Below are 25,648 nucleotides of genomic sequence, written 5' to 3' on the forward strand. Positions count from 1 at the left end.
CAGGAGGCCCCTCGTCTCAGGCCTCCAGCAGTCGCTGGCCCACGTACTCGCCCTCGGCCGCCCCGCCCGGCACCGCGAACAGACCGCTCGCCTCGTGCCGGAGGAACGGCGACAGCGCGTCACCCCGGTCGAGCTTGCGCTGCACCGGCACGAAGCCCCGCAGCGGATCCGCCTGCCAGCAGACGAAGAGCAGTCCGGCGTCCGGAGTGCCGTCCGCGGCGATCCCGTCGTGGAAGGAGAACGGCCGGCGCAGCATCGCCGCGCCGCCGTTCTGTTCGGGGGCGGAGATCCGGGCATGGGCGTTGTCGGGGATGACGACCTTGCCGTCCGGCCCGATCCTGTGCAGATCGGGCTCGGTCGTCTCGGTCCCGCCGGTCAGCGGCGCACCGTCCGACTTCCGCCGCCCGATCACCTTCTCCTGCTTGTCCAGCGGCAGCTTCTCCCAGTCGTCGAGCAGCATCCGGATCCGCCGGACGACCGCGTACGAGCCGCCCGCCATCCAGTCCTGGGTGCCGGCCGCGTCCTGCGGCACGAAGATCCGCCGGTCGAAGTCGGCGTCCGTCGGCTTCGGATTGCCCGTGCCGTCGATCTGGCCCATCAGGTTGCGCGCCGTCATCGGGCGCGCGGTGGCACCGGCCGAGCGGTTGAAGCCGTTCATCTGCCAGCGCACGCGGGCCGCGTCACCCGCGTCCTTCTGGATCGCGCGCAGCGCGTGGAAGGCGACCAGCGCGTCGTCCGCGCCGATCTGCACCCACAGATCGCCCTCCGAGCGCTTCGGGTCGAGCATGTCGGAGGAGAAGGCCGGCAACGGGTCGAGCTGGGTGGGGCGGCGCGCCGCGAGCCCGGTCCGGTCGAAGAAGGTGCGCCCGAAGCCGAAGGTCACCGTCAGGGAGGACGGACCGGCGTCGAGCGCGATGCCGGTGTCGGGGCCGGTGGCCGCCGGCCTGCCCGCCATCAGCGCCTTCGCCGTGGCCGACCAGCGGCGCAGCAGCGCGGCGGCCTCCTTGCGGCCCGCGCCGGGCGCGAGGTCGAAGGCGACCAGATGGCCCCGGGACTGCAGGGGAGTGGTGATCCCCGCCTGATGTTTCCCGTGAAACATCACCTCGGTCGAACCGACCGTGGTGAGGGCCGGCGAGCCGGTGGAGCCGGGGTCGTCTCCGACGGCGGAGATCCCCACGCCGCCGGCCGCACCGATCACGAGGCCGGCCGCGCCCGCCGCCCCGACGGTGCCGAGGAGCTGGCGCCGGGAGATCTCAGGGTTCTCACCACTCACGGGCGTGCCCTCGGGCTTGCTCTCGGACTCGCTTACGGGCTCGCTTACGAGCCTGCTCTCGGACTTGCTCACGGTCAGCCGATCTTCACGTTCTTCTCGATGGTGGTCTGGTCGATGTCGGAGGTGCGGACGGTCACCTGCATGAGCCATTCGCCCGGCATCGGCAGCTGGACACCGGTCGCCGTCCAGTGTCCGGTCTGGACGCGGTCCGGCAGCACCGGCAGGGGGCCGATGTTCTTCTCCTTGAGGGTGAAGGCGACCTTCACCTCGGGTACGTCGAGACCGCGGCCGTTGGGGCGCAGCACATAGATGTGCAGGGCGTTCGCGCCGACGCGGCCGGGGTCGAGGGTGAGCTGCACCGTGCCCTTGCCGTCGACGCCGCCCGTGTCGAAGGGCAGCCGTACGTCGATCGGGCGGTTCGGCACCGCTGCCGCGCCGGCGGCGGTCCGGCCCCGGCCCGCCTCCTCCTCCGTACGGGCGGGCTCGGTCGAGGTCAGCACCGTCGTCACGGCGAGCAGGACGACGGCGACGGCGGCCTCGGTGAGCACCGAACGGCGCAGCCCGGCCCGCTCGGGATCGGCGTCCCGGGCCTTCTTGCGCGCCGCGGTGGCGACGGCGGCCCGCTGGCGCGCGAGCTGTGCGGCCCGCTCGGCGTCGGCCTCGGTCCCGGCCGCCGCCGCCTCCTCCGCCGCTTCCTCCTCCGCCGCTTCCTCGGCCGGCTCTTCGGCGTCCGCGTCGCGGTCGGCCCCTGTGGCCGCGGCCGGCCGCTCCGCGAGCCGCCGCACCCACCGCCGTGACACCCAGCCGATGCCCACGAGGACGGCGACCAGCCCGATCTTGACCAGGAGCAGCTGCCCGTAGCGGGTGTCCGTCAGCGCGGACCAGGTGCCGACCTGCCGCCAGGACTGGTAGACGCCGGTGGCCGCGAGGACGACGACCGAGCCGAAGGCGAGGTTCGAGTAACGCTCCACGGCCCGGCGTTCGACGGACGGGTCGCGGTGGAGCGCGACGAGCAGTGCGGTGAGCCCGCCGAGCCAGGTGGCCACGGCCAGCAGGTGCAGGATGTCGACCGGCATGGCGACGCCCGGCTGGAGCCCGGTCGAGGCGTGCTCGGCGAGCGCCCACGTACCGGCGATGCCGGCCGCGACCACGCTGCCGCCGACGGCCAGGCCGAAGGTGAGGTCCTTGTGCTCCTTCTCGTCCGTCCGCCGGGCGTACGCGCCGAAGAGCACGGCCACGAAGAGCGCCGCCGCGCCGAGCAGCAGCAGTCGCGAGGAGAGCGCGGCGCCGGTCTTGGTCTCCAGGACGGCCCGCAGCCCGCCGAGGTCGAAGACGTCGCCGAGCTTCCCGGTCCTCGTGTACGGGTGACGGAGCAGCAGCAGCGCGAGGGTGGCGGCGGTCAGCGTGAGCCAGCCGCGCACGACGAGCCGCTGCAGCGGACGCACGGAGGCGCCGCGCGGCCAGCAGGCCAGGACGAAGACGCCGCCGCCGACGAGGACGACGAAGCCGGCGTACGCGAGGTAGCGGGCGATGCCGTAGAGCGTGCCGACGAGTCCGCCGCCGACCGCGGTGTCGGGCAGCGCGACGGAGGTGGTGGACGGGGCGCCGATGGAGAAGGTGAAGGCGCCGGCGACGGGATGGCTGTCGGCGGAGACGGTCTGCCAGGCCACGGTGTAGGTGCCGTCGGGCAGTCCGGGCAGCAGCGCGACCCCGTAGCGGACGACGGAGCCGCTGCACAGGTCGCGGATCTCCCCGGTGTCGACCCGTTTGCCCGAGGGGTCGAGGACCCGGATGGAGTCGTCGCTCATGGCGACCTGTTCCGAGAAGGTCAGGTTGACCTCCTTGGGGGCGGTGGCGACCACCGCCCCGTCCTGCGGGTCGCTGCCGGTCAGCGCCGCGTGCGCGGACGCGGGGCCCGCCGTGGCGAGCAGGGCGGCCAGCAGCGCGGCGGCGACGAGCAGCAGCCTGGTGAGGGCGGGCCCGAGGCGCGGGGCGGTGGTCGTCACGGTTTCTGTCACTCCCTCGGGCGAGCTCAGTGCTGCTTCGGGTTGTGGTTGGGCGCCTCGACGGGAAGCTCGACCTTGATGGGGCCGGCCTTCTCGAAGTGCAGCTCTATGGCGACCTTCTCGCCCTGCCTGGGCCGCTTCTTCAGGCCCATGAACATGATGTGGCTGCCGCCGCGTTCGAGCTTCAGCTCGCCGTTCGCGGGGATGTCGAAGGACTCCACGCGCTGCATCTTCTGGTTCTTCGTCTCGTGGATCTGGACGTCGTCAGAGATGCCGCTGGTGACGGAGGTGAGCTTGTCGGCCGTGTCACCGCTGTTGGTGATGGTGAGGAAGCCGCCCGCCATGTCCATCACGGGCTGGGGCATGAACGCGCCGCTCACCTTGAGTTCGGGTCCGCCGTCCTCGGACGAGCAGCCGGTCAGGGCGAGCGCGGCGGCGAGTGCGACGGCGGCGGACAGGGCGGTGGTGCGGCGGTTCACGGGTTCTCCCCCTTGATGAGCTTCGGCAGGTCCTTGGCGTAGTCGTCGGCGGTGGTGTCCTCGCCGTACAGCACGTAGCCCTGGTCGGTGGTCGGCGAGAACGCGATCACCTGGGCGCCGTGCATGGAGACGACCGAGCCGTCCTTCTCCTTCTTCGGCGGGTCGATGCCGATGCCGATGGAGCGGGCACCGGCCTGGATGGCCGAGAAGTCGCCCGTGAGTCCGGTGAAGCTCGGGTCACCTGCGGCCGGCAGCCACTTGCCGAGCTCGGCGGCGGTGTCCCGCTCCGGGTCGGTCGTGACGAAGACGACCTGGAGCTTGTCCTGGTCGGCCTTGGGGAGCTGCTTGCGCGCGATGGCGATGTTGCTCATGGTCAGCGGGCAGACGTCCGGGCAGTGGGTGTAGCCGAAGTAGATCAGGGTCGGCTTGCCCTTGGTCTTCTCGCGCAGGTCGAACTTCTGGCCCTTGGTGTCGGTGAGGACCAGGTCGGGCTTGGTGAAGGGCCGGTCGAGGACGGTGGCGGCCTTGGTGTTGTCGGTGCCGCCGGAGATCTCGGCGACCGGCGCGCCGCTCTTCGAACCGGGCGCGTCGCCGTCGCCGCCGCCGAGGCCGACCGCGGCCGTGACGCCGATCGCCGCGACGATGGCCGCCGTCGCGATGACCAGCGGGGCCCGGCGGCCGGGGCGGCCGCCGTCCGTCCCGCCCTCGGCACCGGAGGTCTGAACAGCTGTCTTCTTGTCGGACATGGTGTGTCTTTCGGTGAGGGGACGGCCGTCAGGCCGAGCGGCGGCGCCCGGCCAGGACGCCGAAGGCGATTCCGGCGACACCCACGAGGATGCCGATCACCCCGAGCACACGGGCCGCGGTGTCGGTCGAGCCGGCGGCCTCCTCGTGCTTGCCGCCCTGGTGGTCGTGGCCGGCCTTGTCGGCGGCCTTGTCGTCGGCGGCGGGCGTGGCGCCGCCGCCGTGGTGGTCGCCGGTCGCGGCGGACAGCTTCAGGACCGGCGCCGGGTTCTCGGGCTCGGCCGCGCCTTCCTTGGGCTCCTCGATCCAGCGCACGACCTCGTTGTTGTCGTAGGTCTGGATCGCCTTGAGGACGAGGCGGTCGGTGTCCTCGGGGAGCTGCCCGAGGGAGAGCGGGAACTGCTGGAACTGGCCGGGGCCGATCTTCGAGCCGTCGGCGGTCCAGGTGACCTTGGCGACGGCTTCGTTGATCTTCTTGCCGTGCAGCTCCAGCGGCTTGGCGAGCTTCGCCTTGGTGACCTCGGCCTTCCAGCCGGGCACGGGCTGCGGCATCACGGAGGCCAGCGGGTGGTCGGTCGGGAAGTTCACCTCGACCTTGACGGTGGAGGCGTTGTCGCGCTCGTTCGGCACCTTCACGTTGACGGTGGCGTAACCGCCCTTGGCGGCCTCGCCCTGTGGCTGCACGCTCACGTGGGCGAAGGCGGTGCCGGAGGCCAGCAGCACGGAGGCGGCGGCGACACCGCCGGCGAGGGCGGCGCGGGACGGGAACGTACGGGGCAGGTGCGTACGGGAAACGCTCATGGCAGAAGACACTCCAGCTCGGAGAGGCGATGCGGAAGACATCCGCGAGACAGGTACGAGCGGTCCACGCGCTTGCGCCGGCGACGACGGGCGTCGGGAGACGCGTCCGGACGACGGGTCCCGGCCAGGAATCCCGGCCAGAATCCCGGCCGGAGCCCCCGGCCCCGGGAAGTGGCGACGGGCGCCGGGCGGACGGGCCTCGGCCGGAGTCCCGGTGCCCCGGTCCCGGTTTCGGTCAGGGGACGGGGTGACGGTCTCGGCGACGGTGTCGGCGGGCGGGCAGGCGCGGACGGCCGCGGAGCCGCCCCGGGGGAGCGGTCCGCGTCAGGCTGCGAGGACGCAGCGGGCGGCCGGCGGGCCGCGCCTGATCACCGTGTGCTGAAGTGCCTCCGCCACCGGCGGCGGCGAGGAGTCGGCCGCGGTACGGGCGGGCCCGCGCGGCCCGGTGGCCGGAGCGCCCGGCAGGCCCGCGAGCAGGGTCCGTACGAGCGAGAGCGCGGCGCGCAGCGAGCGGACGAGCGCGCACTCGGCGAGCTCGACGGCACCCTGCGCGGACAGCGTCACCAGCCGGCCGAGGGCGAGGTCGCCCCGGCGCAGCAGCCAGCCGGTCGCGAGCGCGGCCAGGAGGTGGCCGAGCAGCATCGGCAGGCTCGGCACCAGTTCGGCGGCGCGGGCGGTCGCGGCCGCCGCGTCCGTCGCACCCGCCGCGCCGGTGAGGTGCTCGTGCACCCCGGAGCCCGCGGTGGTCCCGGCCGTGCCGGCGGCCGCGGGCGCGAGCCCGGCCTCGCGGACGATCCGGGCCGCGTCGGCCGGGTTCAGCGCGGACGCCCCGCCGCAGACCAGCTTGGCGGCGAGCCGGAGCAGGGTGTCGTCGCCCTGCGGCGGCACGGCGATCCGGCGCTGGCCGAGCCCGAACAGCGCGTGCAGACCGAGCTGTCCGACCGCCAGCGCGCCGACGATCTCGGGCAGCGAGCGCTCGCGTCCGGCGAACAGCACCGTGATCCCGAAGACGCCGAGGAACCCGGCGACCAGCGACCACGCGGCGATCCCCGCGCAGGCGGCCAGCGCGTGGCCCAGCGCGGACAGCACGACGCAGACCGCGGTGAACACCGCGGCCCTCAGCAGGCGTGGCGCGAGCGCGGGGGCAGACATGGCGGGCCCATCATCGCACCAGCCCCACCCCTCCCATACGGCAGGTCCGGAAGGTCGCTCTTGCGTCCCTTCCGGCCGACATGGACCGGCACGTCGGCCGCGGCGCACCGCCCCACCGGGCCGACATACACCGGCGTCCGGAATCGCGCATCCGCCGAACGGGGGCTGTTGCCGTGGGAGGGGGCTTATGGACCACGCGGCACGGCAATACGTATCGGTATGTCGTGCCGCAGCATGTCGAGCCGCAGCCAGGAGGCTGGAGCATGAGCATCTGGTGGTCCCTGCATCTGCGGCGCGAGGCCGCGAGCGTCCCGCTCGCCCGGCGGCTGCTGCTCGGCACGATGGAGACGGCCGGGGTCGACCCGGACGTCTCGTACGAGCTGTCGGTGGCCCTCACGGAGGCCTGCGCGAACGCGGTCGAGCACGGCGGTGCCGTCCCCGGCCTGGGCGGCCCGGTCTCCGAGGCGTACCGCGTGACCGCCTACCTCGACGGCGAGACCTGTCGCATCGAGGTGGCCGACTCGGGCCCCGGGTTCTCCGGAGCCCCGACGGAGCAGCGGGCCGTGGCGGCCGACGAGGCCGAGAACGGGCGCGGGCTCCGGCTGATCGAGGAGCTCGCCGACCACGTCCACTTCGGCCGCACGGGCCGGGGCGGCGCGCTGGTCAGCTTCGACAAGATCATCAAATGGCGCCCGGACGCGCCGCTGGCGCTGACGTAGCCGGCGAAGGAGCCGACCGGCCGACAAGGGAAGGGCCCCCGCCGAACCGCATCGGCGAGGGCCCTTCACGAGCTGCGGAGGATCAGGCCTTCAGGCCGGCCATCCACGCCTCGACCTCGTCGGAACGGCGCGGCAGCGCCTCCGAGAGGTTCCGGTTGCCGTCCTCCGTGACGAGGATGTCGTCCTCGATCCGGACGCCGATGCCCCGGTACTCCTCCGGCACGGTCAGGTCGTCGGCCTGGAAGTAGAGACCCGGCTCCACGGTCAGGCACATGCCCGGCTCCAGGGTCGTGTCGACGTACGCCTCGGTGCGCGCGGCGGCGCAGTCGTGGACGTCCATGCCGAGCATGTGACCGGTGCCGTGCAGGGTCCAGCGGCGCTGCAGACCGAGCTCCAGGACCCGGTCCGCCGGGCCCTCGACCAGGCCCCACTCGACGAGCTTCTCGGCGAGCACGCGCTGGGCGGCGTCGTGGAAGTCGCGGTAGGCGGCGCCCGGCTTCACCGCGGCGATGCCGGCCTCCTGCGCCTCGTACACGGCGTCGTAGATCTTGCGCTGGACGTCCGTGAAGCGGCCGTTGATCGGCAGGGTGCGGGTGACGTCGGCGGTGTAGAGCTCGGTGGTCTCCACGCCGGCGTCGAGCAGCAGCAGGTCGCCGGAGCGGACCGGGCCGTCGTTGCGGACCCAGTGCAGGGTGCAGGCGTGCGGACCGGCGGCGGCGATGGTGCCGTAGCCGACGTCGTTGCCCTCGACGCGGGCGCGCAGGAAGAAGGTGCCCTCGATGTAGCGCTCGCTGGTCGCCTCGGCCTTGTCGAGGACCCTGACGACGTCCTCGAAGCCGCGGGCGGTCGCGTCGCAGGCCTTCTGCAGCTCGGCGATCTCGAAGTCGTCCTTCACGAGGCGGGCCTCGGAGAGGAAGACCCGCAGCTCCTCGTCGCGCTCGGCGGTGACCTTGTCGACGAGCGCGGACTCGATGCCGGCGTCGTGGCCGCGGACGTTGCGGACCGGGCCGGTGGCCTCCTTCAGCCACTCGGGCAGCTCGCGGACGTCCTTCGCCGGGATGCCGAGCAGCTGCTCCGCCTCGGTGAGGGAGTGACGGCGGCCCACCCACAGCTCGCCCTGGCCGTCGAGCCAGAACTCGCCGTTCTCGCGGTTCGAGCGCGGCAGCAGGTAGATCGTGGCCTCGTGGCCGTCCTTGACCGGCTCCAGGACGAGCACGCCGTCCTGCGTCTGGTCGCCGGTGAGGTACGCGTACTCGGTGGAGGCGCGGAAGGCGTACTCGGTGTCGTTCGACCGGGTCTTCAGGTTGCCGGCCGGGATCACCAGGCGCTCGCCCGGGAAGCGGGCGGAGAGCGCGGCACGCCGGGCGGCGGTCTGCGCGGCCTGCGCGATCGGCTCGAGGCCGTGCAGCTCGGTGTCGGCCCAGCCGGACCGCATGTTCTCGGCGAGCTCGTCGGAGACGCCCTGGTAAAGGCCGTTCTTGCGCTGCTTGATCGGCTGCTCTTCGGAATCCTCCGGGGTCTCCGGGTTCTCCGGCGTGAGCTCCTCGGCCACGGGTCTGCCTCCTTGTGGGTACGACAGTGGTACGACACTGAACCTTCACCATCGTACGGTCGTGCGGAAGGGTCCCAGAGGCTGAAGACCCATTACCGGCAGGTCACCCGCGCCGGGCGGTGAGCATCCTCACTGCAGGCGAGGGCGCCAGAAGCGGGCGGGCTCGAAGCGGGCGTGGTCGGAGCGGGCGGGCTCGAAGCCGGGTCCTCGAAGCGGGCGCGCCCGGAGCGGACGTGCGCGAGGCGCCGCGCCCGGAGCGGTCTCACTCGAAGCGGGCCGCCAGCAGCACCACGTCCTCGCCGTCGGCGGCGGGGGCGTCGAGGCCTTCCGGGAGCACGGTCCGCAGGACGTGGTCGGCGACCGCGCCCGGATCGGCCCGGTCCGCCTTCGGCACGCTCGCCGCGGCGGCGTGCAGCCGGGCGAAGGCCCGGTCCATGGCGTCGCCGGTGCGCCGGAGCAGCCCGTCGGTGTAGAGCAGCACCGTTTCTCCGGGGGCCGGCGACAGCTCGACGCTGGGCGCCTCCCAGCAGGACAGCATGCCGAGCGGGGCGGACAGCGAGGTCTCCACGTACTCGGTGCGGTGCTCGCCGACGACGAGTGGCGGCGTGTGACCGGCCCCGGCCAGGACGATCCGGCGTGCGGCCGGCTCGCAGTAGGCGAAGAGGGCGGTCGCGGAGCGGGCGGGCTCGGTGAGGCGGAGCAGCAGTTCCAGGTCGGAGAGGACGGCGACCGGGTCCTCGCCTTCCATGACGGCGTACGCGCGCAGGGAGGCCCGCAGCCGTCCCATGGCGGCCAGGGCGCTCGGCCCGCTCCCGGTGACGGAGCCGACGGCGAGGCCGAGGGCGCCCTCGGGGAGCGGCAGCGCGTCGTACCAGTCGCCGCCGCCCCGCGGGCCGGTGCGGTGCCGGGCGGCGAGCTGGACGCCGGGGATCCGGGGCAGACGGCTGGGCAGCAGTTCCTCGGCGACGGTGGCGACGCGGACCCGCGCACGCTCGACCTCCAGGAGGCGGGCGAGGTGCTCGGTGGCGAAGCGGCCGTAGAGGCCGACGAGATGGCGCTGGCGTTCGGCGGGCTCGGCCGGCTCGTCGTACAGCCAGACGAGGGCACCGAGCTTCCCGGCCTCCTCGGTGGCGAGCGGCAGGGCGTAGCTGGCGGCGTAGCCGAGGCGGGCGGCGACCTCGCGGTGGCGCGGGTCGAGGTCCTCCTCGCCGCGCAGGTCGGGGATGGCGACGGGGCGGGGCAGGGCGCCCTCGGGGAGCGGATCGAGTCCGTCGAGGATCCGGCCGTACGAGGTGACGCTGCGGGGCACGGTCTCGATGGTGCCGAGTTCGGCGTGGGCGAGGCCGAGGCCGACGGTGAGCGCCGGGCCGAGGCCGTCGGCGGGTTCGAGGACGGCCATGCCGCGGCGGGCCCCGACGAGGGCGGCGCCGGCGCGCAGCACCTCGCGCAGCGCGTCGTCGAGCGAGCCGGCCCTGATCAGGGACTCGGTGAGTTCGTGGAGCAGCGTGAGGTCGGAGACCCAGCCGGCGAGACGGTCCTGGAGCGGTCCGCCGGAAGGCCCGGTGGGCCCGGAGGCGGCCGACACCGCGGAGGACATTGCGGAGAGCGGCGCGCCGATTGCGGCCGCAGTGTGCGGGGGAGGAGGAACAGTGGAATCGATTCCGGCCACTTTCGGCGCGCGTGGGGTACTCATCGCACTCGGCTTTCCGACCTGCGCGTTTCATGCAATAGCATCGCAAACCCCCAAGTCATTCTGCGCCGCTATCCATCGATCCACATCTACACGCACATGTGGATCGATGTCCAGCATTGTCACCATGGGACTTCTGGTGTCCGCGAGATCTGGCGAGAGGGTTGAAGACTAGGGGAAGTTGGCCGAAAATTGCCCCCGGTGTGCACCATTTGCGGTCGACTGGCGTCGTTTGAAAGCGCGTCATTTTGAGCGTGACGGGTACGTAATCGGTGACGGGCAGGGGCAGTTGGAGACGCCCCTGAATACGGACGCGGAACCCGAGCGTCCTCATCACCGCAGGCCGCACCCCTACCCCGAGTGGCGGGGAACGTGTTCCGGCAGGATCGACCGCCTGGAACGCCCGCCGAGAGCGCCCGCCGAGTCCGGGCGCGGCTCGTATGCGCTGAGGCGCGAGTGATACGCACGGTGAAGACATGTGTACGTACGGTGACGTGCACGTGGTGTGATGTGGATTCGGCGTTCAACGGAAAGGAACGAGCGCTCATGCGCGAGATCCTCGGAAGGCGACGCAGGCTCCGGTTCGGGCGCGGCAGGCGCGGGGGCCCGGCGGGCAGGCCGGACCTGGTGAGCACGGCGGACGCGGCGGACGCGGCAGACGTTCAGGGCGCGGATCGCCGGGCGCCGGCAGCGCGCGGCACAGGTGGCGCGCGCGGGGCGCGCACGACGTCCACGGCGCCCACGACGGACGACCGGCTCGACGCGGCGCTCCTGTACGCCACGGAGTGGGACTGGCCGGTGCTGCCCGGCGTGGGACTGCGCGTGAGCGGGGCGTCGGGCGAGAAGTCGCCGTCCGGCGCCACCCGCGCCGCGGCGAGAGCCGGGGCGGAGGCCGAAGCAGGCGGTTCCGGCGCCGAGGCGGGCGGTTCCGGCGCCGAGGCGGGCGCCGGCGTGCGCGACTCCGGCCGCCGCAGGACGCCGTGGTGGGCGGCCGGGCCGTGGACCACGGGCGTGTCGACCACGGGCCTGTGGGCGGCCCTGACCTCCAGGACGGCCATGAAGTCCAGGACGGCCGCCGGGCCGCTGCCCGCCGTCGTCGGCTGTGCCTGTCCCGATCCCCAGTGCGTCGTGCCCGGCGCGCACCCCTTCGACCCGGGCCTGCTCGCGGCCACCACCGACGCCCGCATGATCCGGTGGTGGTGGAGCCGCCGCCCCGAGGCCCCGGTCCTCCTCGCCACCGGCGGCCGCGCCCCCTGCGCGGTCAGCCTGCCGGCCGTCGCCGGCGCCCACGCGCTGACCGCGCTCGACGCGCTGGGCATGCGGCTCGGCCCGGTCGTGGCCACGCCCACCCGCTGGGCGATCCTCGTCGCCCCGTACGGCCTCGAACGGCTCGGCGAGCTGCTGTACACGAAGGACTGCGTGCCCAGTTCGCTGCGCTTCCACGGCGACGGCGGCTATCTGCCGCTGCCGCCCTCGGCCACCGGCACCGGACAGGTCCGCTGGGAACGGGCGCCGCTGGAGGGCTCGGCGCGACCGTGGCTGCCCGACGTGGAGGCCGTCGTGGACGCGCTGGTCGAGGCGAGCACGAGCATGCCGGGCGGCGGCAGCAGACTCGCGTACTGAGCTCGCGTACGGAGAGCGGGCCCCTCTCGGCCCGGGGCTCGGGCGCCGCGCGCCGGGTTCACCCGAACGGGTGCGGAACACCCTGTCATCCAGGCGAAACGGGCGCGCGCCCGGCCGGGAGCCCACCGGCCGCGGATATCTTCGCGGGGAGGATCCGTTCCCGTTGATCCGTTCCCGTGGGATCCGTTCCCGAGAAGCAGGTGAGCCGACGTATGGGGCGCATGAGTCCGGCACAGCTTCGTGGACTGGGGCTCGGTGCCGCCGTGCTGATCGCCGTCCTGGTGCCGATCGCCGCGTCGGCGGGCCCCGCGGGAGGCCCGGCACGGGGCTCGACCGCCGCCGGCAGCGGCGACGGGGCCGCCGGGGACGCGAAGGGGAACGGGCTGTTCCCGGAGCTGGGCCTCGGGCCCGCCCGTGACGCCGCCGCCGGTACCGCACCGGGGGCCGCCTCGGCCGCCGCCGCGGAGGCCGACCCGGAGGCCGACGCCGACCCCGGGGAGCCGCGCTCCGCCACGCGCTGCGGACCCGAACTCGCCTCTCCCGACGGGGTCGAGGCGCAGACCTGCGTGGTGACGGAGGGCGCCGGCACCTGGGCCCGTACCTACTACCGCAACACGACGGGCCGGGAGCTCGACGCCGTACTCACGCTGATGGCGCCCGGCGGGCGGACCGTACAGGTGCGGTGCGCGGTCGAGGCGCGGGACGAACCGGGGACGTGCGAGACGCCGAAGGAACCCGTACGGGGCGGAGCCGACGCTTATACGGCGGTCGCGGAATTCGCCGGAGCGGGAGAGGACGGCAACACGCCGCTGCTGCTGCGCTCGGGAAGCAACGTGGCGGACCCGGACGTCAGTTGATCCAAGAACGCGGAATCCAGGATTCCGTGACGAGCGCGTGCCCGTCCCTCCGGAAGGATCCCGGACATGAGAACGCCCGATCGCTGGCGACGGGGGATGCACCAGCGACCGGGCTTCCAGAACGGTAACAAGAGATCTGCCGTTCGCAAATTCGATCTCGGTTATTCGGACAGGGATTTAGCCCTTCCGAGGGGGGGCTTGTGGCGGACGTCACCGACTGGTCGGTCTGTCAGTCACGGATACCACCCCGGGTATCAGCTGAGCGTCACCTGACGGTTGGTGAGGCCGCCGCGCGCGCGGCGCTCCTCCGGGGTGAGCGGGGCGTCCGAGGCGAGCGCCGCGGCAAGGCGCTCGGCGAACTCGGCGGCCGGCTTCTCGCAGTCCTCCGCGGTCATCGACGTCGGCAGGTCCCAGACCGGCACCATGAGCCCGTGGGCCCGGAAGGAGCCGACGAGGCGGGTGTCGGGGCCGAGCGAGGAGGTGCCGGCGGCCTGCAGGCGGGCGAGCGCGTCGAGCAGCTTCTCCTCCGGGTGCGGCATGACCCAGCGCAGGTGGTTCTTGTCCGGCGTCTCGCACCAGTACGCGGCGTCCACACCGGTGAGCTTCACGGTGGGGATCGCGGCGGCGTTGGCACGCTCCAGGGAGGCGGTGACCTCCGGGTTGGAATTGTCCGCGGACTCCGGAATCCAGAATTCGAATCCCGAGTGCACGACCGGCGAAAAATCGCTGTCGGTGTCGAGCAGATCCTGAAGTCGCGGACCCTCCGCCGGTACGCGCCGGGGGGCGACCGGAGTGCCGGGCTCGGCCACCAGGGCGCGCTCCAGGGTGTCGGCCAGGTCACGGGCCAGGTCGCCGGACGAGGAGTCGTTCTGCAGCGCGACGAGCACGGAGCCGTCGTCGCGGCGCAGCGCCGGCCAGGCCATCGGCAGCACGGTCGCGAGCGTCACGGACGGTACGCCCTCGGGCAGCCCGCCCTTGAGGGTGAGCGGCACGGTTGCCGCGGGCACCAGCTCGCGCAGCGCGACCCAGTCGCACTCGCCCGGCAGGCCCTCGAAGGGGCGCTGCACGTGCTCGGTCACCGCGTGCGAGGCGGCGCGGCCGTGACACGCCTTGTAGCGGCGGCCCGAACCGCACGGGCAGGGCTCGCGCGCGCCGACGACCGGGATCTCCCCGTTCGTGACCTGTGCCTGGCCGGCGGTGCCGGCCTTGGCGGGCTTCGTCTGGGGGCGCTTCTTGGCCATGGTGTGGCTTTCTCCCGATCGCGGCGGTGCTGTCTCGGGCGCGAGCCTAGCCGTACGCGGTCCCGCACGCGGGTAGGGCGGTGCCGGTTCCTCCGGGAGCGCCGGTCGCGGGGAGGCGCCGCCCGGCGTCCCGCCCGGCGCCCCGCCCGGCGACGTCATTCCAGCTCGTCGTACGCGTCCAGGAAGTCGAGTCCGGAGCCGCCGCCGACCCGGGCCGCGAAGTCCTCGCGGCGATGGCCGCCGGTGACCTGCACCCAGACCGTCACCTCGCCGGTCGCGCTGTCCCGTACGCCCCAGTCCTGGGCGAGCGCGCTGATGATGTTCAGCCCGCGGCCGCCGCGCGCCGTGACCGACGGTGTGGCCGGAACGGGACGGGTGGGACCGCCGCCGTCCGTCACCTCCACCAGCAGTCCGCCCGACCGGTCGATGCTCCAGGCCGCCCGGACGTCACCGTCGCCCATGTCCGCACAACCCAGCGGTCTGCCGTGCCGACAGGCATTGCTCAGCAGTTCGGAAAGGATCAGTACCGCGTCGTCGACGACCGATTCGGCCATTCCGCTGCGGCTCAACTGCTCCCGCATCCGGTGTCGCGCCTCGCCCACGCCCGCAGGGCCATGGGGAACGGCCATGCTCGACGACGTGGGCACCTCCTGTGCCACCACCAACGCCACCCCCGAGACCTCCTTTGCCCCACGCCACGAGGTGAATGCCCCAATGGCCTGGACCGGAAACCGGCCAGTACGCCTCCGGTGACGCACTCGTGACGATCGCGTACGTCCCGAACGCGCCGGTGCACACCCCGCACGCCTGTGACGAGCGGTGCACAGGGGGCCTTCAGAGGCGGCCCAGTTGGGACAGCACCTGCTTCGGCCGGTTCGTGATGATCGCGTCCACGCCGAGCCGCTCGCACAGCTCGACGTCCTCCGGCTCGTCCACGGTCCACACGTGGACCTGGTGGCCGGCCTTCTGGAGCCGCAGGATCACGGTGGGGTGGTGGCGCACGATCCGGATCGAGGGACCGGCGATCCGCGAGCCGGCCGGAAGCCGTCCGTCGCGCAGCCGCGGCGAGACGAACTGGGAGAGCGACACCGTGGGCAGGGTCGGCGCGGCCTTCGCGATGCGGTGCAGCGAACGGGCCGAGAAGCTCATGACGCGGACCGGCGACTCCTCGGGCGCGGCGGGCGCCGCCAGACCGAAGCGGTCGAGGAGCTGCAGCAGCTTCTCCTCCACCTGGCCGGCCCAGCGGGTGGGGTGCTTGGTCTCGATGGCCAGCTCTATGTGCCGGCCGGCGTCGGAGACCAGCTCCAGAAGGCGCTCCAGGGTGAGGACGGAGGTGGCTCCGGGGTCGCCCCAGTCGGGGCTCTCGCCGGCCTCGTCGCGTCCCTTCCAGGTGCCGAAGTCGAGCGCGGCGAGGTCCGCGAGCTCCAGGGCGGAGACCGCGCCCTTGCCGTTGGAGGTGCGGTTGACGCGGCGGTCGTGGACACAGACCAGGTGGCCGTCCGCGGTGAGCCGGACGTCGCACTCCAGGGCGTCGGCGCCGTCCTCGATGGCCTTCACGTAGGCGGCCAGCGTGTGTTCGGGGGCGTCCTCGGAGGCCCCGCGGTGGGCGACCACCTGGACGGAGGCTCGGCGGCTCGGCTGTTGCGGTGCGTGGGTCACCGCGTCATGGTACGGGTGTCCGTTATGGCCTCATATAAAGATAGGGGGTGCGGACACACAGCTCCGGCTTACAGTGGCCTGACGTGCTGTGGGAAAAGCTGACCGCAGCGACCGTGCAAACCGTGCGACGGTCGGACAGTGAGCGAGGAGAGAGCTGTGAGCACCGAGAACGAGGGCGCGGCGGTTCCGGCGGAAAGTGCCCCGTCCACTCCTCCCACGCCTCCGCCCGCCCCCGCCACGCCGCCGTCCGCGCCTCCGGCGCAGGGCGCGCAGCCGTCCGCCGAGCCCGTGACACAGCCGTCCGCCGAGCCGACGTCGCCGCGGGTCGCCTCGGCCCAGGAGCCGGGGGCCGCCGAGCCGGCCACGGCGCTCCAGAAGCCGGCCACCGAGCCGGTCACGGCGGTCCGGGAACCCGTCACCGCGGTCCAGGAACCGGTGACCGCCGCGGCGCCGCCGCCCACCGCCAACCCGGCCGCGCCCCACGCCCCGGCGCCGGAAGCGGCTGCCGGCGGATGGCCGCCCGCCCCGCCCGTGACCCCGGCCTGGGGCGCGCCCGTTCCGCCCGCCCCGGAGGCCCCGCGCAAGCGCGCCGGCGGTCTGGTCGCGGCCGTGCTCGTCGCGGCCCTGGTCGCCGGCGGTGTCGGCGGCGGCATCGGCTACTGGGCGGCTTCCCAGCGCGACGGCGACTCCGGGAACTCGACCACGGTCTCCGCGGGCGACGCGCCGTCCTCCTTCAAGCGCGACCCGGGCACGGTCGCGGCGGTCGCCGGCAAGGCGCTGCCCAGTGTGGTCACCATCCAGGCGAAGTCCGGCGGTTCGGACGGCGAAGGCGGTACGGGCACCGGCTTCGTCTACGACAAGGAAGGCCACATCGTCACCAACAACCACGTGGTGGCGTCGGCGGCGGACGGCGGCACGCTGTCCGCCACCTTCTCCGACGGCAAGACGTACGACGCGGAGGTCGTCGGCCGCGCCGAGGGCTACGACGTGGCCGTCCTGAAGCTGAAGAACGCGCCCGAGAACCTCACGCCGCTGCCCCTGGGCGACTCCGACAAGGTCGCGGTCGGCGACTCGACCATCGCGATCGGCGCGCCCTTCGGCCTGTCGAACACCGTCACCACCGGCATCATCAGCGCCAAGAACCGCCCGGTCGCGTCCGGCGACGGCTCCGGCGGCAAGAACTCGTACATGAGCGCCCTCCAGACGGACGCCTCGATCAACCCGGGCAACTCCGGCGGCCCGCTGCTCGACGCGAGCGGCGCCGTGATCGGCATCAACTCGGCGATCCAGTCGGCGGGCAGCGGCTTCGGCCAGTCCCAGGCGGGCTCGATCGGCCTCGGCTTCGCGATCCCGGTCAACCAGGCCAAGAACGTCGCCGAGCAGCTGATCAAGACGGGCAAGCCGGTCTACCCGGTGATCGGCGCGGTGGTGAACATGCAGGACCGCGGCGAGGGCGCGACCATCGCCGAGCAGGGCTCCGGCGGCACCCCCTCCATCACCCCGAACGGCCCCGCGGCGAAGGCCGGTCTGAAGCCGGGCGACGTGATCACCGCCTTCGACGACCGCCAGATCGACAGCGGCCCGACCCTGATCAGCGAGATCTGGACCCACGAGCCCGGCGACTCCGTCAAGATCACCTACGAGCGCGACGGCAAGCCCGCCACCACCACGGTCACCCTCGGCGAACGCACCGGCGACAACTGACGCCAGCACGGCGGCCGTGCCCTTTACGGCAGCCATACGGCGGGGGCCCGCGAGCCGGTAGGCTGTAGCCGCTCCACGCCAGGTGGCGTGGGTGAGGGTGGGTTGCCCGAGCGGCCTAAGGGAACGGTCTTGAAAACCGTCGAGGCAGCGATGTCTCCGTGGGTTCAAATCCCACACCCACCGCAGCAGGTCAGCGAACGTACTGATCAGAAGGGGTGTCCCGACCAGGGACACCCCTTCGTCGCAGGAGCTGTCTCACCCTGCACCGCCTGTGTGGCGCTCTGGATCTCCGGTTGCGAGCCGGGAGGCGTTGGGGGAACGTAGTGGGTGAAGGGCCTGGGGGCTGCTGAATGAGCTGGTCAAAGCCGCAGCAGCTGAACCCCGGCCCGGTTCACGGACAGCCCCGCGAAATCGGCACCCGATCCATGGCTGTCATGTCAGCGCCAGGGGCGTCCCCACAGAACTACTCGTACGCCAACGAGCAGGTGCTCCCATGTCTATGCGCACGTCCCGCATCTCCACGGCCTCGGTCCTCACCGCGGTGCTGGTCGGCGGTCTTCTGGCGGCCGGTCCGGCCTCGGCGGCGCCACCAGTCGGCGCGGTGTCCTTCAAGGGGAAGGTGACCTGCAAGAACGCGTTCCCGGCCCCCAACGAGTCCGTCCCCACCCGGGTATCGCTGGACAGCGATGAGGACGATGCGTCGGGTCCCACCAACAATCCGGCCAACCGCAGGGCGACGTTCGGTCCCCTGACCCTCGATGTCCCGCTGGACTCGCCGTTCAGCCTCACGGTCGAAGTCACGTGCAAGGCACCCGGGAAGAAGGCCCAGACGTTCGAGAGGGCGATCCCGCTCGACAGCCTCACCGAGGGCGACGAGGTCCCGCTGAACATCCGGTAGGCGCCTACGGCGCACATCGCACACCGCACACCGCCCCGTTGGACCACGGATCTGACGGGGCGTCTGCGTCGTCTCGCGCTTGGCCGCCTCGGACGTGCGGGGGCCGGTCACACCGTTCCGGCGTCGTTCGGCCGGGTGCCGGGGCATCCCGGCCGTGCGGTGATCGTGGCTGCCGAGGCGAGAGTGGCGTGGATCTCCGGTGCGGGCAGGCCCGTACTCAAGGCGGCTTCGGTGAGGCGGGGAAGGAGGGTGGGGGCGAGACCGGTTTCGTAGGCGCGGCAGGCGGCCCAGAAGAGGCGGGTGTTGCGCTGGCCGCGAGGGGCGGCCTCGACGAAGCGGATCAGGCCCTGCCCGCCGTCGGACGGGCCGGCCGCCCCGGGGTCCCGCGGCGGGTCGGGCGGGGCCAGCAGGGGCAGCAGGGCCGTGGGGCAGGGGGCCGGAGAGAGGTCGGCCGTGCCCGGGGCGAGGCGGTACGTGCCCCGCGGGGTCACGGAGCCGGGGCCGACCAGGTAGCCGCCCTCGCCGCGGATGTCGACGCCGGGGGCCAGCCGGCTCGCCGAGTTCGGGACCACGGTGTCGGGCGGGCCGGTCAGCCAGAGGTGGCGGCCGCCGCCGGGGGTGAGGACCGTGACGGTCGGCGGGACGGTGAACCCGTGTCGGCGGGCCAGCGCTTCGAACGCCGCGACACCGTCCGGTCCGCCCTCCCGCACGTCGAGGTCCACGCCGATCAGCCGGTACGGCGGGCGCCCGCAGGCGATCCCGTACCCGGTGGCCCAGGGGGCGGCCGCGAAGAGGGCGCGTACGGCGAGCGGGTCCGTGGTGGCGTCGTGGACGCCGTGGCCCGGCCGTCCGCACTCGCCTCGGCACGGCACGGTCCGGTGCTCGCCCGGCTGCTCGCCACGGTGCGGCGAGCGCAGCGCCGGCAGCTTGGTGCGGGACAGGGGGATGACGGGAAGCCCGCGCTCCGCGGCGGTCAGGGCATGGGCGAGCGCAAGGGCGGCGGTCTGCCGGGCAGAAGCGGCCATGCCTTCATTTTCGTACACAAGTTCGATAAAGGGAAGGGGCTCCGGGGTCGATCTGGGAACGGAAAAGCGGAGGGGCGGATTGGCTGAAAAACTGCCGAAACGCTTCCTCTCTTGCAGGGCCCGGCCTCTCCGGCCTCGACCCGCTGTGAGTCGTGTGAGCTGCGCTTTTGTTGTGAGTAAGGGGGTTTATCGACTTGTCATCACGCTTGAGGGGGAAATGGCCGCTCCGGGGTGGTTCGCCGGGGATTCGGTGGGCAACTCTGATCTCGCGACGTCGAGCACAGCGACCGAGGCGGTCGGCCAACTGCCCTGGTCAAACGCGTAGTTCAGTGCCTACAGCGCAGTAGTTCAGCGCTTCAGAGCTTCAGTTCCCGGAGGAACAGACATGGCAAGCATCCGTACCGCCCGCGTTCTCGCCGCTGCCGCCGCCCTGCCCCTCGCCGCCGCGCTCTTCGCGGGGGTGGCCCAGGCCGACAACGGTGGATTCGCGAACGACGGATCGAATGCGAGCGTCGCCACGATCATCGGCAGCGGTGTCGGCGGCAACAACAGCGGCAACTCCACCACCACGCAGCAGGTGGCGACCGGCTCCGGCGCCTCCAACCAGAACAACACCGCGAGCGTGAACGGCTCCGCCTTCACGCACATCGACCAGTCCAACGCGGTGGTCAACTTCTATCCGTGGTGGTAACCGGCCCGACGGGGGGATGATCGCGGGGTGAACGACGGCCCGTGCGGCGGTACTTCGGTGCCGACCGCGCGGGCCGTTCCCGTTGGGCGCGAGTACGCCGTGGCGGTGGTGCCCGTCGTGCGCAGCGTTCTTGACACGGCTCACGGCTCTGGCCGAATCTGACGAACAGTCAGAAAACCTTGAAGGGAAAGCCCGTCCTCCTCACGAGAGGCCGTCGCCGTGCACCTCGCCCCGACCGAACGGCAGCTACGGCTGCGCGCCGAGCTCCGCGCGTACTTCCGCGACGTGATGCCCGACGGCCCCCCACCGCCCGCCGACTCCGCCGCCCAGCGCGCCCTGCTGCGCCGGATGGGCGCCGACGGGCTGCTGGGCCTCGGCTGGCCCGAGGAGTACGGCGGACAGGGCCGAGGCCCCGACGAGCAGTTCGTCTTCTTCGACGAGGCCTACCGGGCCGGCGCCCCCGTCTCGATGGTCACCCTCAACACCGTCGGCCCGACCCTGATGAAGTACGGGACCGAGGAGCAGAAGAGCTTCTTCCTGCCCCGCATCCTCCGCGGCGAGACCGTCTTCGCCATCGGCTACAGCGAGCCCGAGGCCGGCACCGACCTCGCCTCCCTCCGCACCCGGGCCGTGCGCGACGGAGGATCCTGGCTGATCGACGGCCAGAAGGTCTTCACCTCCAACGCCCAGAACGCCGACTGGATCTGGCTGGCCTGCCGCACCGACGCCGACCCCGGAACCCCGCGCCACCGTGGCATCTCGATCGTCCTGGTGCCCACCGACGCGCCGGGCTTCTCGTGGACGCCCATCGAGACCGTCGGCGGCCTGACCACCACGGCCACCTACTACGACTCCGTCCGCGTGCCCGTCGGCAACCTCGTCGGACCCGAGCACGGCGGCTGGGGACTCATCACCAACCAGCTCAACCACGAGCGGGTCGCGCTCGCCGCGATCGGCATGCAGGCCGAGGACTTCTACGCGGCCGCGCTGCGCTCCGCCCGTACCCCCGATCCGGTGACGGGCGGGCGTCGGATTGACGAGCCGTGGATACGGATCCGGGCCGCTGAAGCGCATGCCCGGCTGGCGGCAACGCGCCTGCTCAACTGGCGTTTGGTGGGGGATGTGGGGGCGGGCCGGCTGGGGCCGGGGGACGCGAGCGGAGTGAAGTTCGCGGGAACCGAATCGGCGGTCGAGGTGTACCGAATGTGTCAGGAGATCGCGGGTGGGGCCGGACTGGTCCGAGCGGGGTCGCCGGGAGCGTTCGACGGCGGCGAGCTCGAGCGGATGAACCGGGCCGCCCAGATCAACACCTTCGGGGGAGGGGTGAGCGAGGTGCAGCGCGAGATCGTCGCGACGATGCGGCTCGGCATGAAGGGGAGGGGGCGCCGATGAACACGGAGAGGAGCGGGGACACGGGCGCGGATGTGCTGTACGAGCGGCTCAAGGCGTACGAGGGGCGGTCCACGTCCAACGCCTCCGTCGGCAAGGACCCGGTCAACCAGCCGATGATCCGGCACTGGTGCGAGGCGATGGGCGACACCAACCCGGCGTACGAGGGGCCCGACGCCGTCGCCCCGCCCACCATGCTCCAGGCGTGGACCATGGGCGGTCTGTCCGGGCACCCGGACCGCTCGGGGGCCTACGAGGAGCTGTCCGCCCTCCTCGACGGGGCCGGATTCACCTCGATCGTCGCCACCGACTGCGAGCAGGAGTATCTGCGACCGCTGCGGCCCGGTGACGTCATCACCTTCGACGCCGTCATCGAGTCGGTCTCGCCGCGCAAGACGACCAGGCTCGGCACCGGGCACTTCATCACCACCCGCATGGACGTCCGGGCCGACGGCGTGCTCGCCGGAACCCACCGGTTCCGCGTCCTCAAGTACGCGCCGGTCCGGCGGCGAGACCCGCAGCCCGAGCCCAGCCCCGAGCCCATGCCCAGGTCCGAGCCCATGCCCGTGCCCAGGCCACGGCCCGAGCTCCGGCGGCCCCGGCCCGTGATCAACCGCGACAACGCGGGCTTCTGGGAAGGCGTGGCGGAGCACCGGCTGCTCGTCCAGCGGTGCACCGACTGCGCGAGCCTGCGCTTCCCCTGGCTGCCCGGGTGCAACGCGTGCGGATCGCGCGCGTGGGACACCGTCGAGTCGAGCGGCGAGGGGACCGTCTACTCGTACGTGGTGATGCACCATCCGCCGTTCCCCGCCTTCGACCCTCCGTACGCGGTGGGACTGATCGAGCTGGCCGAGGGCGTGCGGATGATCAGCAACGTCGTCGGGGTGCCGTACGACAAGGTGCGGATCGGGATGCCGGTCCGGCTGGAGTTCCTGCGGGTGGACGAGGAGCTCGAGCTGCCGGTCTTCCGGCCGACGGCGGCCGGAGGGGAGGGCTGACATGGACTTCACCCCCACCGAGGAGCAGCAGGCCGCCCGGGAGCTCGCCGCGCGCATCTTCGGCGACCTCGCGACGCACGAGCGGCTCGCGGCCGCCGGCACCGGCACGGACGCCGAGCTGTGGAAGGCCCTGTGCGCCGCCGGACTGCCCGGCGCCGTCGAGGAGACCGGGCTCCTCGGGCTCGTCCTGCTCGCCGAGGAGCAGGGGCGCACGACGGCGCAGGTCCCGTTCACGGCGAGCTGCGTGTACGGGCTCCTGGCCGTGGCCCGGCACGGTACGGAGGAGCTGCGGGCCCGGCTGCTGCCGGGGCTGAGAGACGGTTCGGCGGTGGTGACGGGCGCCTTCCCGGCCGTCCCCGGGGCAGGGGCGGTGAGGGAGGAGGCCGGCGGCCGGCTCACGGGCACCGTGGCCTGGGTGCCCTGGTTGCGGGACGCCACCCATGTCCTCGTACCGGACGGACAGCGGGCCCTGTGGCTCGTCCGGACCGAGGACGCCGGGCCGGTGGCGGACGTCGAGCTCACCGCTCCGTGGTCCGCCGGGCAGCTCGTCCTCGAACGGACGCCGGGGGAGGCGGTCGGCGGCCCCGGGGCGTACGAGGACGTGCTCGCCGCCGCCCGGATCGCCTTCGCGGGCCTTCAGGCGGGGGTCTGTGCCGGGTCGCTGGCCCGAGCGGTGGCGTACACCTCGGTACGGGAGCAGTTCGGCCGGCCGTTGTCCTCGAACCAGGCGGTCCAGCTGCGGGCCGCCGACGCGCACATGGACACGGAGTCCATCCGCGTCACCGCCTACGAGGCGGCCTGGCGGTACGACCAGGACCTGCCCGCCGCCGAGCACGCCCTGACGGCGGCCTGGTGGGCCTCGGAGGCGGGCAAGCGGGTCGTGCACGCCGGCCAGCACCTGCACGGCGGCATGGGGGCGGACCTCGACCATCCCGTGCACCGGCACTTCCTCTGGGGCCGCCAGCTCGACGCGTACCTGGGCTGCGGCACCGAACTCCTCGCCGAACTGGGCGACCTGCTCGCGAACGGAGAGCCCGCATGAAGCCCGAGAACGCGAAGCAGGCCTCGGGGGAGCCCGTCGTGAGGCCGGGCGCGGAACCCAGTCCGGAGCCCGTCGTGAGGCCGGGCGACGAGTTGGCGCCGCTCGTCATCCCGATCACCCGCACCCTGATCGTCGCCGGGGCCGTCGCCTCCCGCGACTACCAGGACGTGCACCACGACGCCGAGCTGGCCAGGGAGAAGGGCTCCCCGGACATCTTCATGAACATCCTCACCACCAACGGCCTGGTCGGGCGGTACATCACCGACCGCTTCGGTCCCGGCGCCGTGCTCCGCAAGGTCGCCATCCGGCTCGGCGCCCCCAACTACCCGGGAGACACCATGACCTTGACCGGAACGGTCACGGAGGTGGAGGCCGGCACGGTCCGGGTGCGCGTGACCGGCGCCAACCGCCTGGGCCACCACGTGACGGGCAGCGTCACCGTCGAACTGCCGGTGGAGGTGCCCCGATGAGCCTGCAGACCCGGGACGCCCTCGGCGGGCGGGCCGCCATCGCCGGGATCGGCGCCACGGAGTTCTCCAAGGACTCGGGCCGCAGCGAGCTCACCCTCGCCGTGGAGGCCGTGCACGCGGCACTCGAGGACGCCGGTCTCGTCCCCGCCGACGTCGACGGCCTGGTCACCTTCACCATGGACACCAGCCCCGAGATCACCGTCGCCCAGGCGGCCGGCATGGGAGAGCTGTCCTTCTTCTCCCGCGTCCACTACGGCGGTGGCGCCGCCTGCGCCACCGTCCAGCAGGCCGCCCTCGCGATCGCCGCCGGAGTCGCCGAAGTCGTCGTGTGCTACCGGGCGTTCAACGAGCGCTCGGGGCGCCGCTTCGGCTCCGGGGTGCAGCGGCGCGAGCCGTCCGCGGAGGGCGCGGCGCTCGGCTGGCAGCTGCCGTTCGGTCTGCTCACGCCGGCCTCGTGGGTCGCGATGATCGCCCAGCGCTACCTCCACACCTACGGGCTCACGCCGGACGCCTTCGGCCATGTCGCCGTCACCGACCGGCGGTACGCGGCCACCAACCCCGCCGCCTACTTCCACGGCAAGCCGATCACCCTGGCCGACCACGCCGCCTCGCGCTGGATCGCCGAGCCGCTGCGGCTGCTCGACTGCTGCCAGGAGACCGACGGCGGACAGGCGATCGTCGTCACCTCCACCGAACGCGCGCGCGACCTGCGCCGCCCGCCCGCGGTGATCGTGGCCGCCGCCCAGGGCGCGGGCCGCCACCAGGAGGCGATGACCAGCTTCTACCGGGACGGGCTGACCGGCCTGCCGGAAATGGGCGTGGTGGCCCGACAGCTGTGGCGGACCTCCGGGCTCGCGCCCGGCGACATGGACGTCGGCATCCTTTACGACCACTTCACGCCCTTCGTGCTGATGCAGCTGGAGGAGTTCGGCTTCTGCGGTCCGGGCGAGGCGGCCGACTTCGTGGCGGCGGAGGCGCTGCCGCTGAACACCCACGGAGGCCAGCTGGGCGAGGCGTATCTGCACGGGATGAACGGGATCGCGGAGGCGGTCAGACAGGTCCGCGGCACGTCCGTGAACCAGATACCCGGGGCGGCCAGGGCACTGGTCACGGCGGGCACGGGGGTTCCCACGTCCGGGTTGATCCTGGGCACGGACGGCTGAGGGCGCGCCCCCAGCGGTGGCCGCGCGCGGCGGGTCGCCTTTCACTCGCGCCATGAGGACCATCCCGCCGCACCCCGCCCGGCCCGGACCCGACTCCACCAGGCCCCGCCTTCGCACCCGGCCCGGCCCGGGAGGCGCACACCAGACCGGTACCCGACACCCGACCGGGTCCCGGCCCCGGACCCGGACCGGTTCCCGGACCCTCCGGTCCAGGTCCGGAACCCGGGCCGGACCGCGACCCCGTACGGGACCCCGGACCTGGCCTTGGACTCGTACCCGTACCCGTACCCGTACCCGTAGCCGGACCCGGACCTGGACCGGATTCTGGGCCCGCATCCGCGTCGGGACCGGCTCCCGGGCCGCCCTGGCCGTCGTCGCGGCGGTCGTGGCGGCCGCGGCCCTCCTGGCGGCCCCCGCGCGCGGCACCCCGGCCCCGGCGCCGGCCTTCGCGCACGCCCCGGGGGCTGTCTCT

Annotated in this window: 23 protein-coding genes and 1 tRNA gene; 12 read left to right on the forward strand and 12 right to left on the reverse strand. The window is 73.1% G+C overall.

What is annotated here, in order from left to right:
* Positions 1-16: 16 nt before the first annotated feature.
* The 6 genes from efeB to ACFVGS_RS27360 all read right to left on the reverse strand — a co-directional run bounded on the left by efeB (position 17) and on the right by ACFVGS_RS27360 (position 6,455).
* A complete protein-coding gene (gene efeB, locus ACFVGS_RS27335; RefSeq protein WP_384407566.1) occupies positions 17-1,423 on the reverse strand; it encodes an iron uptake transporter deferrochelatase/peroxidase subunit in 1,407 nt (468 codons plus the stop codon).
* Positions 1,348-3,279 carry a copper resistance CopC/CopD family protein gene (locus ACFVGS_RS27340; protein WP_385694127.1) on the reverse strand — a complete coding sequence of 644 codons (1,932 nt, stop codon included), beginning with the start codon at positions 3,277-3,279 and terminating at the stop codon, positions 1,348-1,350. Before ACFVGS_RS27340 ends, efeB begins: the two co-directional genes overlap by 76 nt.
* Before the next feature lie 26 nt (positions 3,280-3,305).
* Complete coding sequence (locus ACFVGS_RS27345) at positions 3,306-3,758, reverse strand: copper chaperone PCu(A)C (RefSeq protein WP_384407562.1); 453 nt, start codon at positions 3,756-3,758, stop codon at positions 3,306-3,308.
* Positions 3,755-4,504, reverse strand: a complete 750-nt coding sequence (locus ACFVGS_RS27350) for an SCO family protein (protein WP_384407560.1) — start codon at positions 4,502-4,504, stop codon at positions 3,755-3,757. Before ACFVGS_RS27350 ends, ACFVGS_RS27345 begins: the two co-directional genes overlap by 4 nt.
* Positions 4,505-4,532: 28 nt before the next feature.
* Positions 4,533-5,303 carry a YcnI family protein gene (locus tag ACFVGS_RS27355; RefSeq protein ID WP_384407558.1) on the reverse strand — a complete coding sequence of 257 codons (771 nt, stop codon included), beginning with the start codon at positions 5,301-5,303 and terminating at the stop codon, positions 4,533-4,535.
* Between the two features lie 324 nt (positions 5,304-5,627).
* Complete coding sequence (locus ACFVGS_RS27360) at positions 5,628-6,455, reverse strand: hypothetical protein (RefSeq protein ID WP_385694130.1); 828 nt, start codon at positions 6,453-6,455, stop codon at positions 5,628-5,630.
* A gap of 263 nt (positions 6,456-6,718) precedes the next feature.
* On the opposite strand from ACFVGS_RS27360, the gene ACFVGS_RS27365 reads away from it, so the two are divergent.
* Positions 6,719-7,174: an ATP-binding protein gene (locus tag ACFVGS_RS27365; protein ID WP_384407554.1), complete on the forward strand. Its 456-nt coding sequence runs from the start codon at positions 6,719-6,721 to the stop codon at positions 7,172-7,174.
* Positions 7,175-7,256: 82 nt separating this feature from the next.
* Here ACFVGS_RS27365 and ACFVGS_RS27370 read toward each other — a convergent pair whose 3' ends face one another.
* Together ACFVGS_RS27370 and ACFVGS_RS27375 are read right to left on the reverse strand one after the other, a co-directional pair.
* Positions 7,257-8,726 (reverse strand): aminopeptidase P family protein, encoded by a 1,470-nt coding sequence (locus tag ACFVGS_RS27370; protein WP_384407552.1) that lies wholly within the window; start codon positions 8,724-8,726, stop codon positions 7,257-7,259.
* A gap of 262 nt (positions 8,727-8,988) precedes the next feature.
* Positions 8,989-10,419, reverse strand: coding sequence for a PP2C family protein-serine/threonine phosphatase (locus tag ACFVGS_RS27375; RefSeq protein ID WP_384407550.1), 1,431 nt, complete (start codon positions 10,417-10,419; stop codon positions 8,989-8,991).
* Between the two features lie 1,053 nt (positions 10,420-11,472).
* Here ACFVGS_RS27375 and ACFVGS_RS27380 point away from each other — a divergent pair.
* Entirely contained in the window at positions 11,473-12,039 is a 567-nt protein-coding gene (locus ACFVGS_RS27380) for a bifunctional DNA primase/polymerase (RefSeq protein WP_384407685.1), read from the forward strand.
* 221 nt (positions 12,040-12,260) lie between these two features.
* Positions 12,261-12,896, forward strand: coding sequence for a hypothetical protein (locus ACFVGS_RS27385; protein ID WP_384407548.1), 636 nt, complete (start codon positions 12,261-12,263; stop codon positions 12,894-12,896).
* Between the two features lie 254 nt (positions 12,897-13,150).
* On the opposite strand, the gene ACFVGS_RS27390 is transcribed toward ACFVGS_RS27385, so the two are convergent.
* The 3 genes from ACFVGS_RS27390 to ACFVGS_RS27400 all read right to left on the reverse strand — a co-directional run bounded on the left by ACFVGS_RS27390 (position 13,151) and on the right by ACFVGS_RS27400 (position 15,796).
* Positions 13,151-14,137: a DUF5926 family protein gene (locus tag ACFVGS_RS27390; RefSeq protein WP_384407546.1), complete on the reverse strand. Its 987-nt coding sequence runs from the start codon at positions 14,135-14,137 to the stop codon at positions 13,151-13,153.
* A 155-nt stretch (positions 14,138-14,292) separates the two neighbouring features.
* Positions 14,293-14,895, reverse strand: a complete 603-nt coding sequence (locus ACFVGS_RS27395; RefSeq protein ID WP_384407544.1) for an ATP-binding protein — start codon at positions 14,893-14,895, stop codon at positions 14,293-14,295.
* A 76-nt stretch (positions 14,896-14,971) separates the two neighbouring features.
* On the reverse strand, positions 14,972-15,796 hold the full coding sequence (locus tag ACFVGS_RS27400; protein ID WP_384407542.1) for a glycerophosphodiester phosphodiesterase: 825 nt from the start codon (positions 15,794-15,796) through the stop codon (positions 14,972-14,974).
* Positions 15,797-15,952: 156 nt separating this feature from the next.
* On the opposite strand from ACFVGS_RS27400, the gene ACFVGS_RS27405 reads away from it, so the two are divergent.
* From ACFVGS_RS27405 to ACFVGS_RS27415, 3 genes are all read left to right on the forward strand, one after another.
* Positions 15,953-17,500, forward strand: coding sequence for a S1C family serine protease (locus ACFVGS_RS27405; RefSeq protein ID WP_384407540.1), 1,548 nt, complete (start codon positions 15,953-15,955; stop codon positions 17,498-17,500).
* A 96-nt stretch (positions 17,501-17,596) separates the two neighbouring features.
* Positions 17,597-17,683: transfer RNA gene (locus ACFVGS_RS27410), tRNA-Ser, on the forward strand.
* A gap of 310 nt (positions 17,684-17,993) precedes the next feature.
* Entirely contained in the window at positions 17,994-18,398 is a 405-nt protein-coding gene (locus ACFVGS_RS27415) for a hypothetical protein (protein WP_384407530.1), read from the forward strand.
* A gap of 107 nt (positions 18,399-18,505) precedes the next feature.
* Here the strand turns inward: ACFVGS_RS27415 and ACFVGS_RS27420 are convergent, their stop codons facing one another.
* Positions 18,506-19,423, reverse strand: a complete 918-nt coding sequence (locus tag ACFVGS_RS27420; protein ID WP_385694135.1) for a bifunctional DNA primase/polymerase — start codon at positions 19,421-19,423, stop codon at positions 18,506-18,508.
* Positions 19,424-19,808: 385 nt separating this feature from the next.
* On the opposite strand from ACFVGS_RS27420, the gene ACFVGS_RS27425 reads away from it, so the two are divergent.
* The 6 genes from ACFVGS_RS27425 (at position 19,809) to ACFVGS_RS27450 (ending at position 25,176) form a co-directional block, all read left to right on the forward strand.
* Positions 19,809-20,114 (forward strand): hypothetical protein, encoded by a 306-nt coding sequence (locus ACFVGS_RS27425; RefSeq protein WP_384407526.1) that lies wholly within the window; start codon positions 19,809-19,811, stop codon positions 20,112-20,114.
* A 219-nt stretch (positions 20,115-20,333) separates the two neighbouring features.
* Positions 20,334-21,506 (forward strand): acyl-CoA dehydrogenase family protein, encoded by a 1,173-nt coding sequence (locus tag ACFVGS_RS27430; protein ID WP_384407524.1) that lies wholly within the window; start codon positions 20,334-20,336, stop codon positions 21,504-21,506.
* A complete protein-coding gene (locus ACFVGS_RS27435; RefSeq protein ID WP_385694138.1) occupies positions 21,503-22,501 on the forward strand; it encodes a bifunctional MaoC family dehydratase N-terminal/OB-fold nucleic acid binding domain-containing protein in 999 nt (332 codons plus the stop codon). Before ACFVGS_RS27430 ends, ACFVGS_RS27435 begins: the two co-directional genes overlap by 4 nt.
* 1 nt (position 22,502) lies before the next feature.
* On the forward strand, positions 22,503-23,543 hold the full coding sequence (locus tag ACFVGS_RS27440; protein ID WP_385694141.1) for an acyl-CoA dehydrogenase family protein: 1,041 nt from the start codon (positions 22,503-22,505) through the stop codon (positions 23,541-23,543).
* A 74-nt stretch (positions 23,544-23,617) separates the two neighbouring features.
* On the forward strand, positions 23,618-24,013 hold the full coding sequence (locus tag ACFVGS_RS27445) for a MaoC family dehydratase (protein ID WP_385694154.1): 396 nt from the start codon (positions 23,618-23,620) through the stop codon (positions 24,011-24,013).
* Entirely contained in the window at positions 24,010-25,176 is a 1,167-nt protein-coding gene (locus ACFVGS_RS27450; RefSeq protein ID WP_385694143.1) for a lipid-transfer protein, read from the forward strand. Before ACFVGS_RS27445 ends, ACFVGS_RS27450 begins: the two co-directional genes overlap by 4 nt.
* Positions 25,177-25,648 lie beyond the last annotated feature (472 nt).

It is taken from the genome of Streptomyces sp. NPDC127114 (assembly GCF_042677525.1).
Classification (GTDB): Bacteria; Actinomycetota; Actinomycetes; order Streptomycetales; family Streptomycetaceae; genus Streptomyces.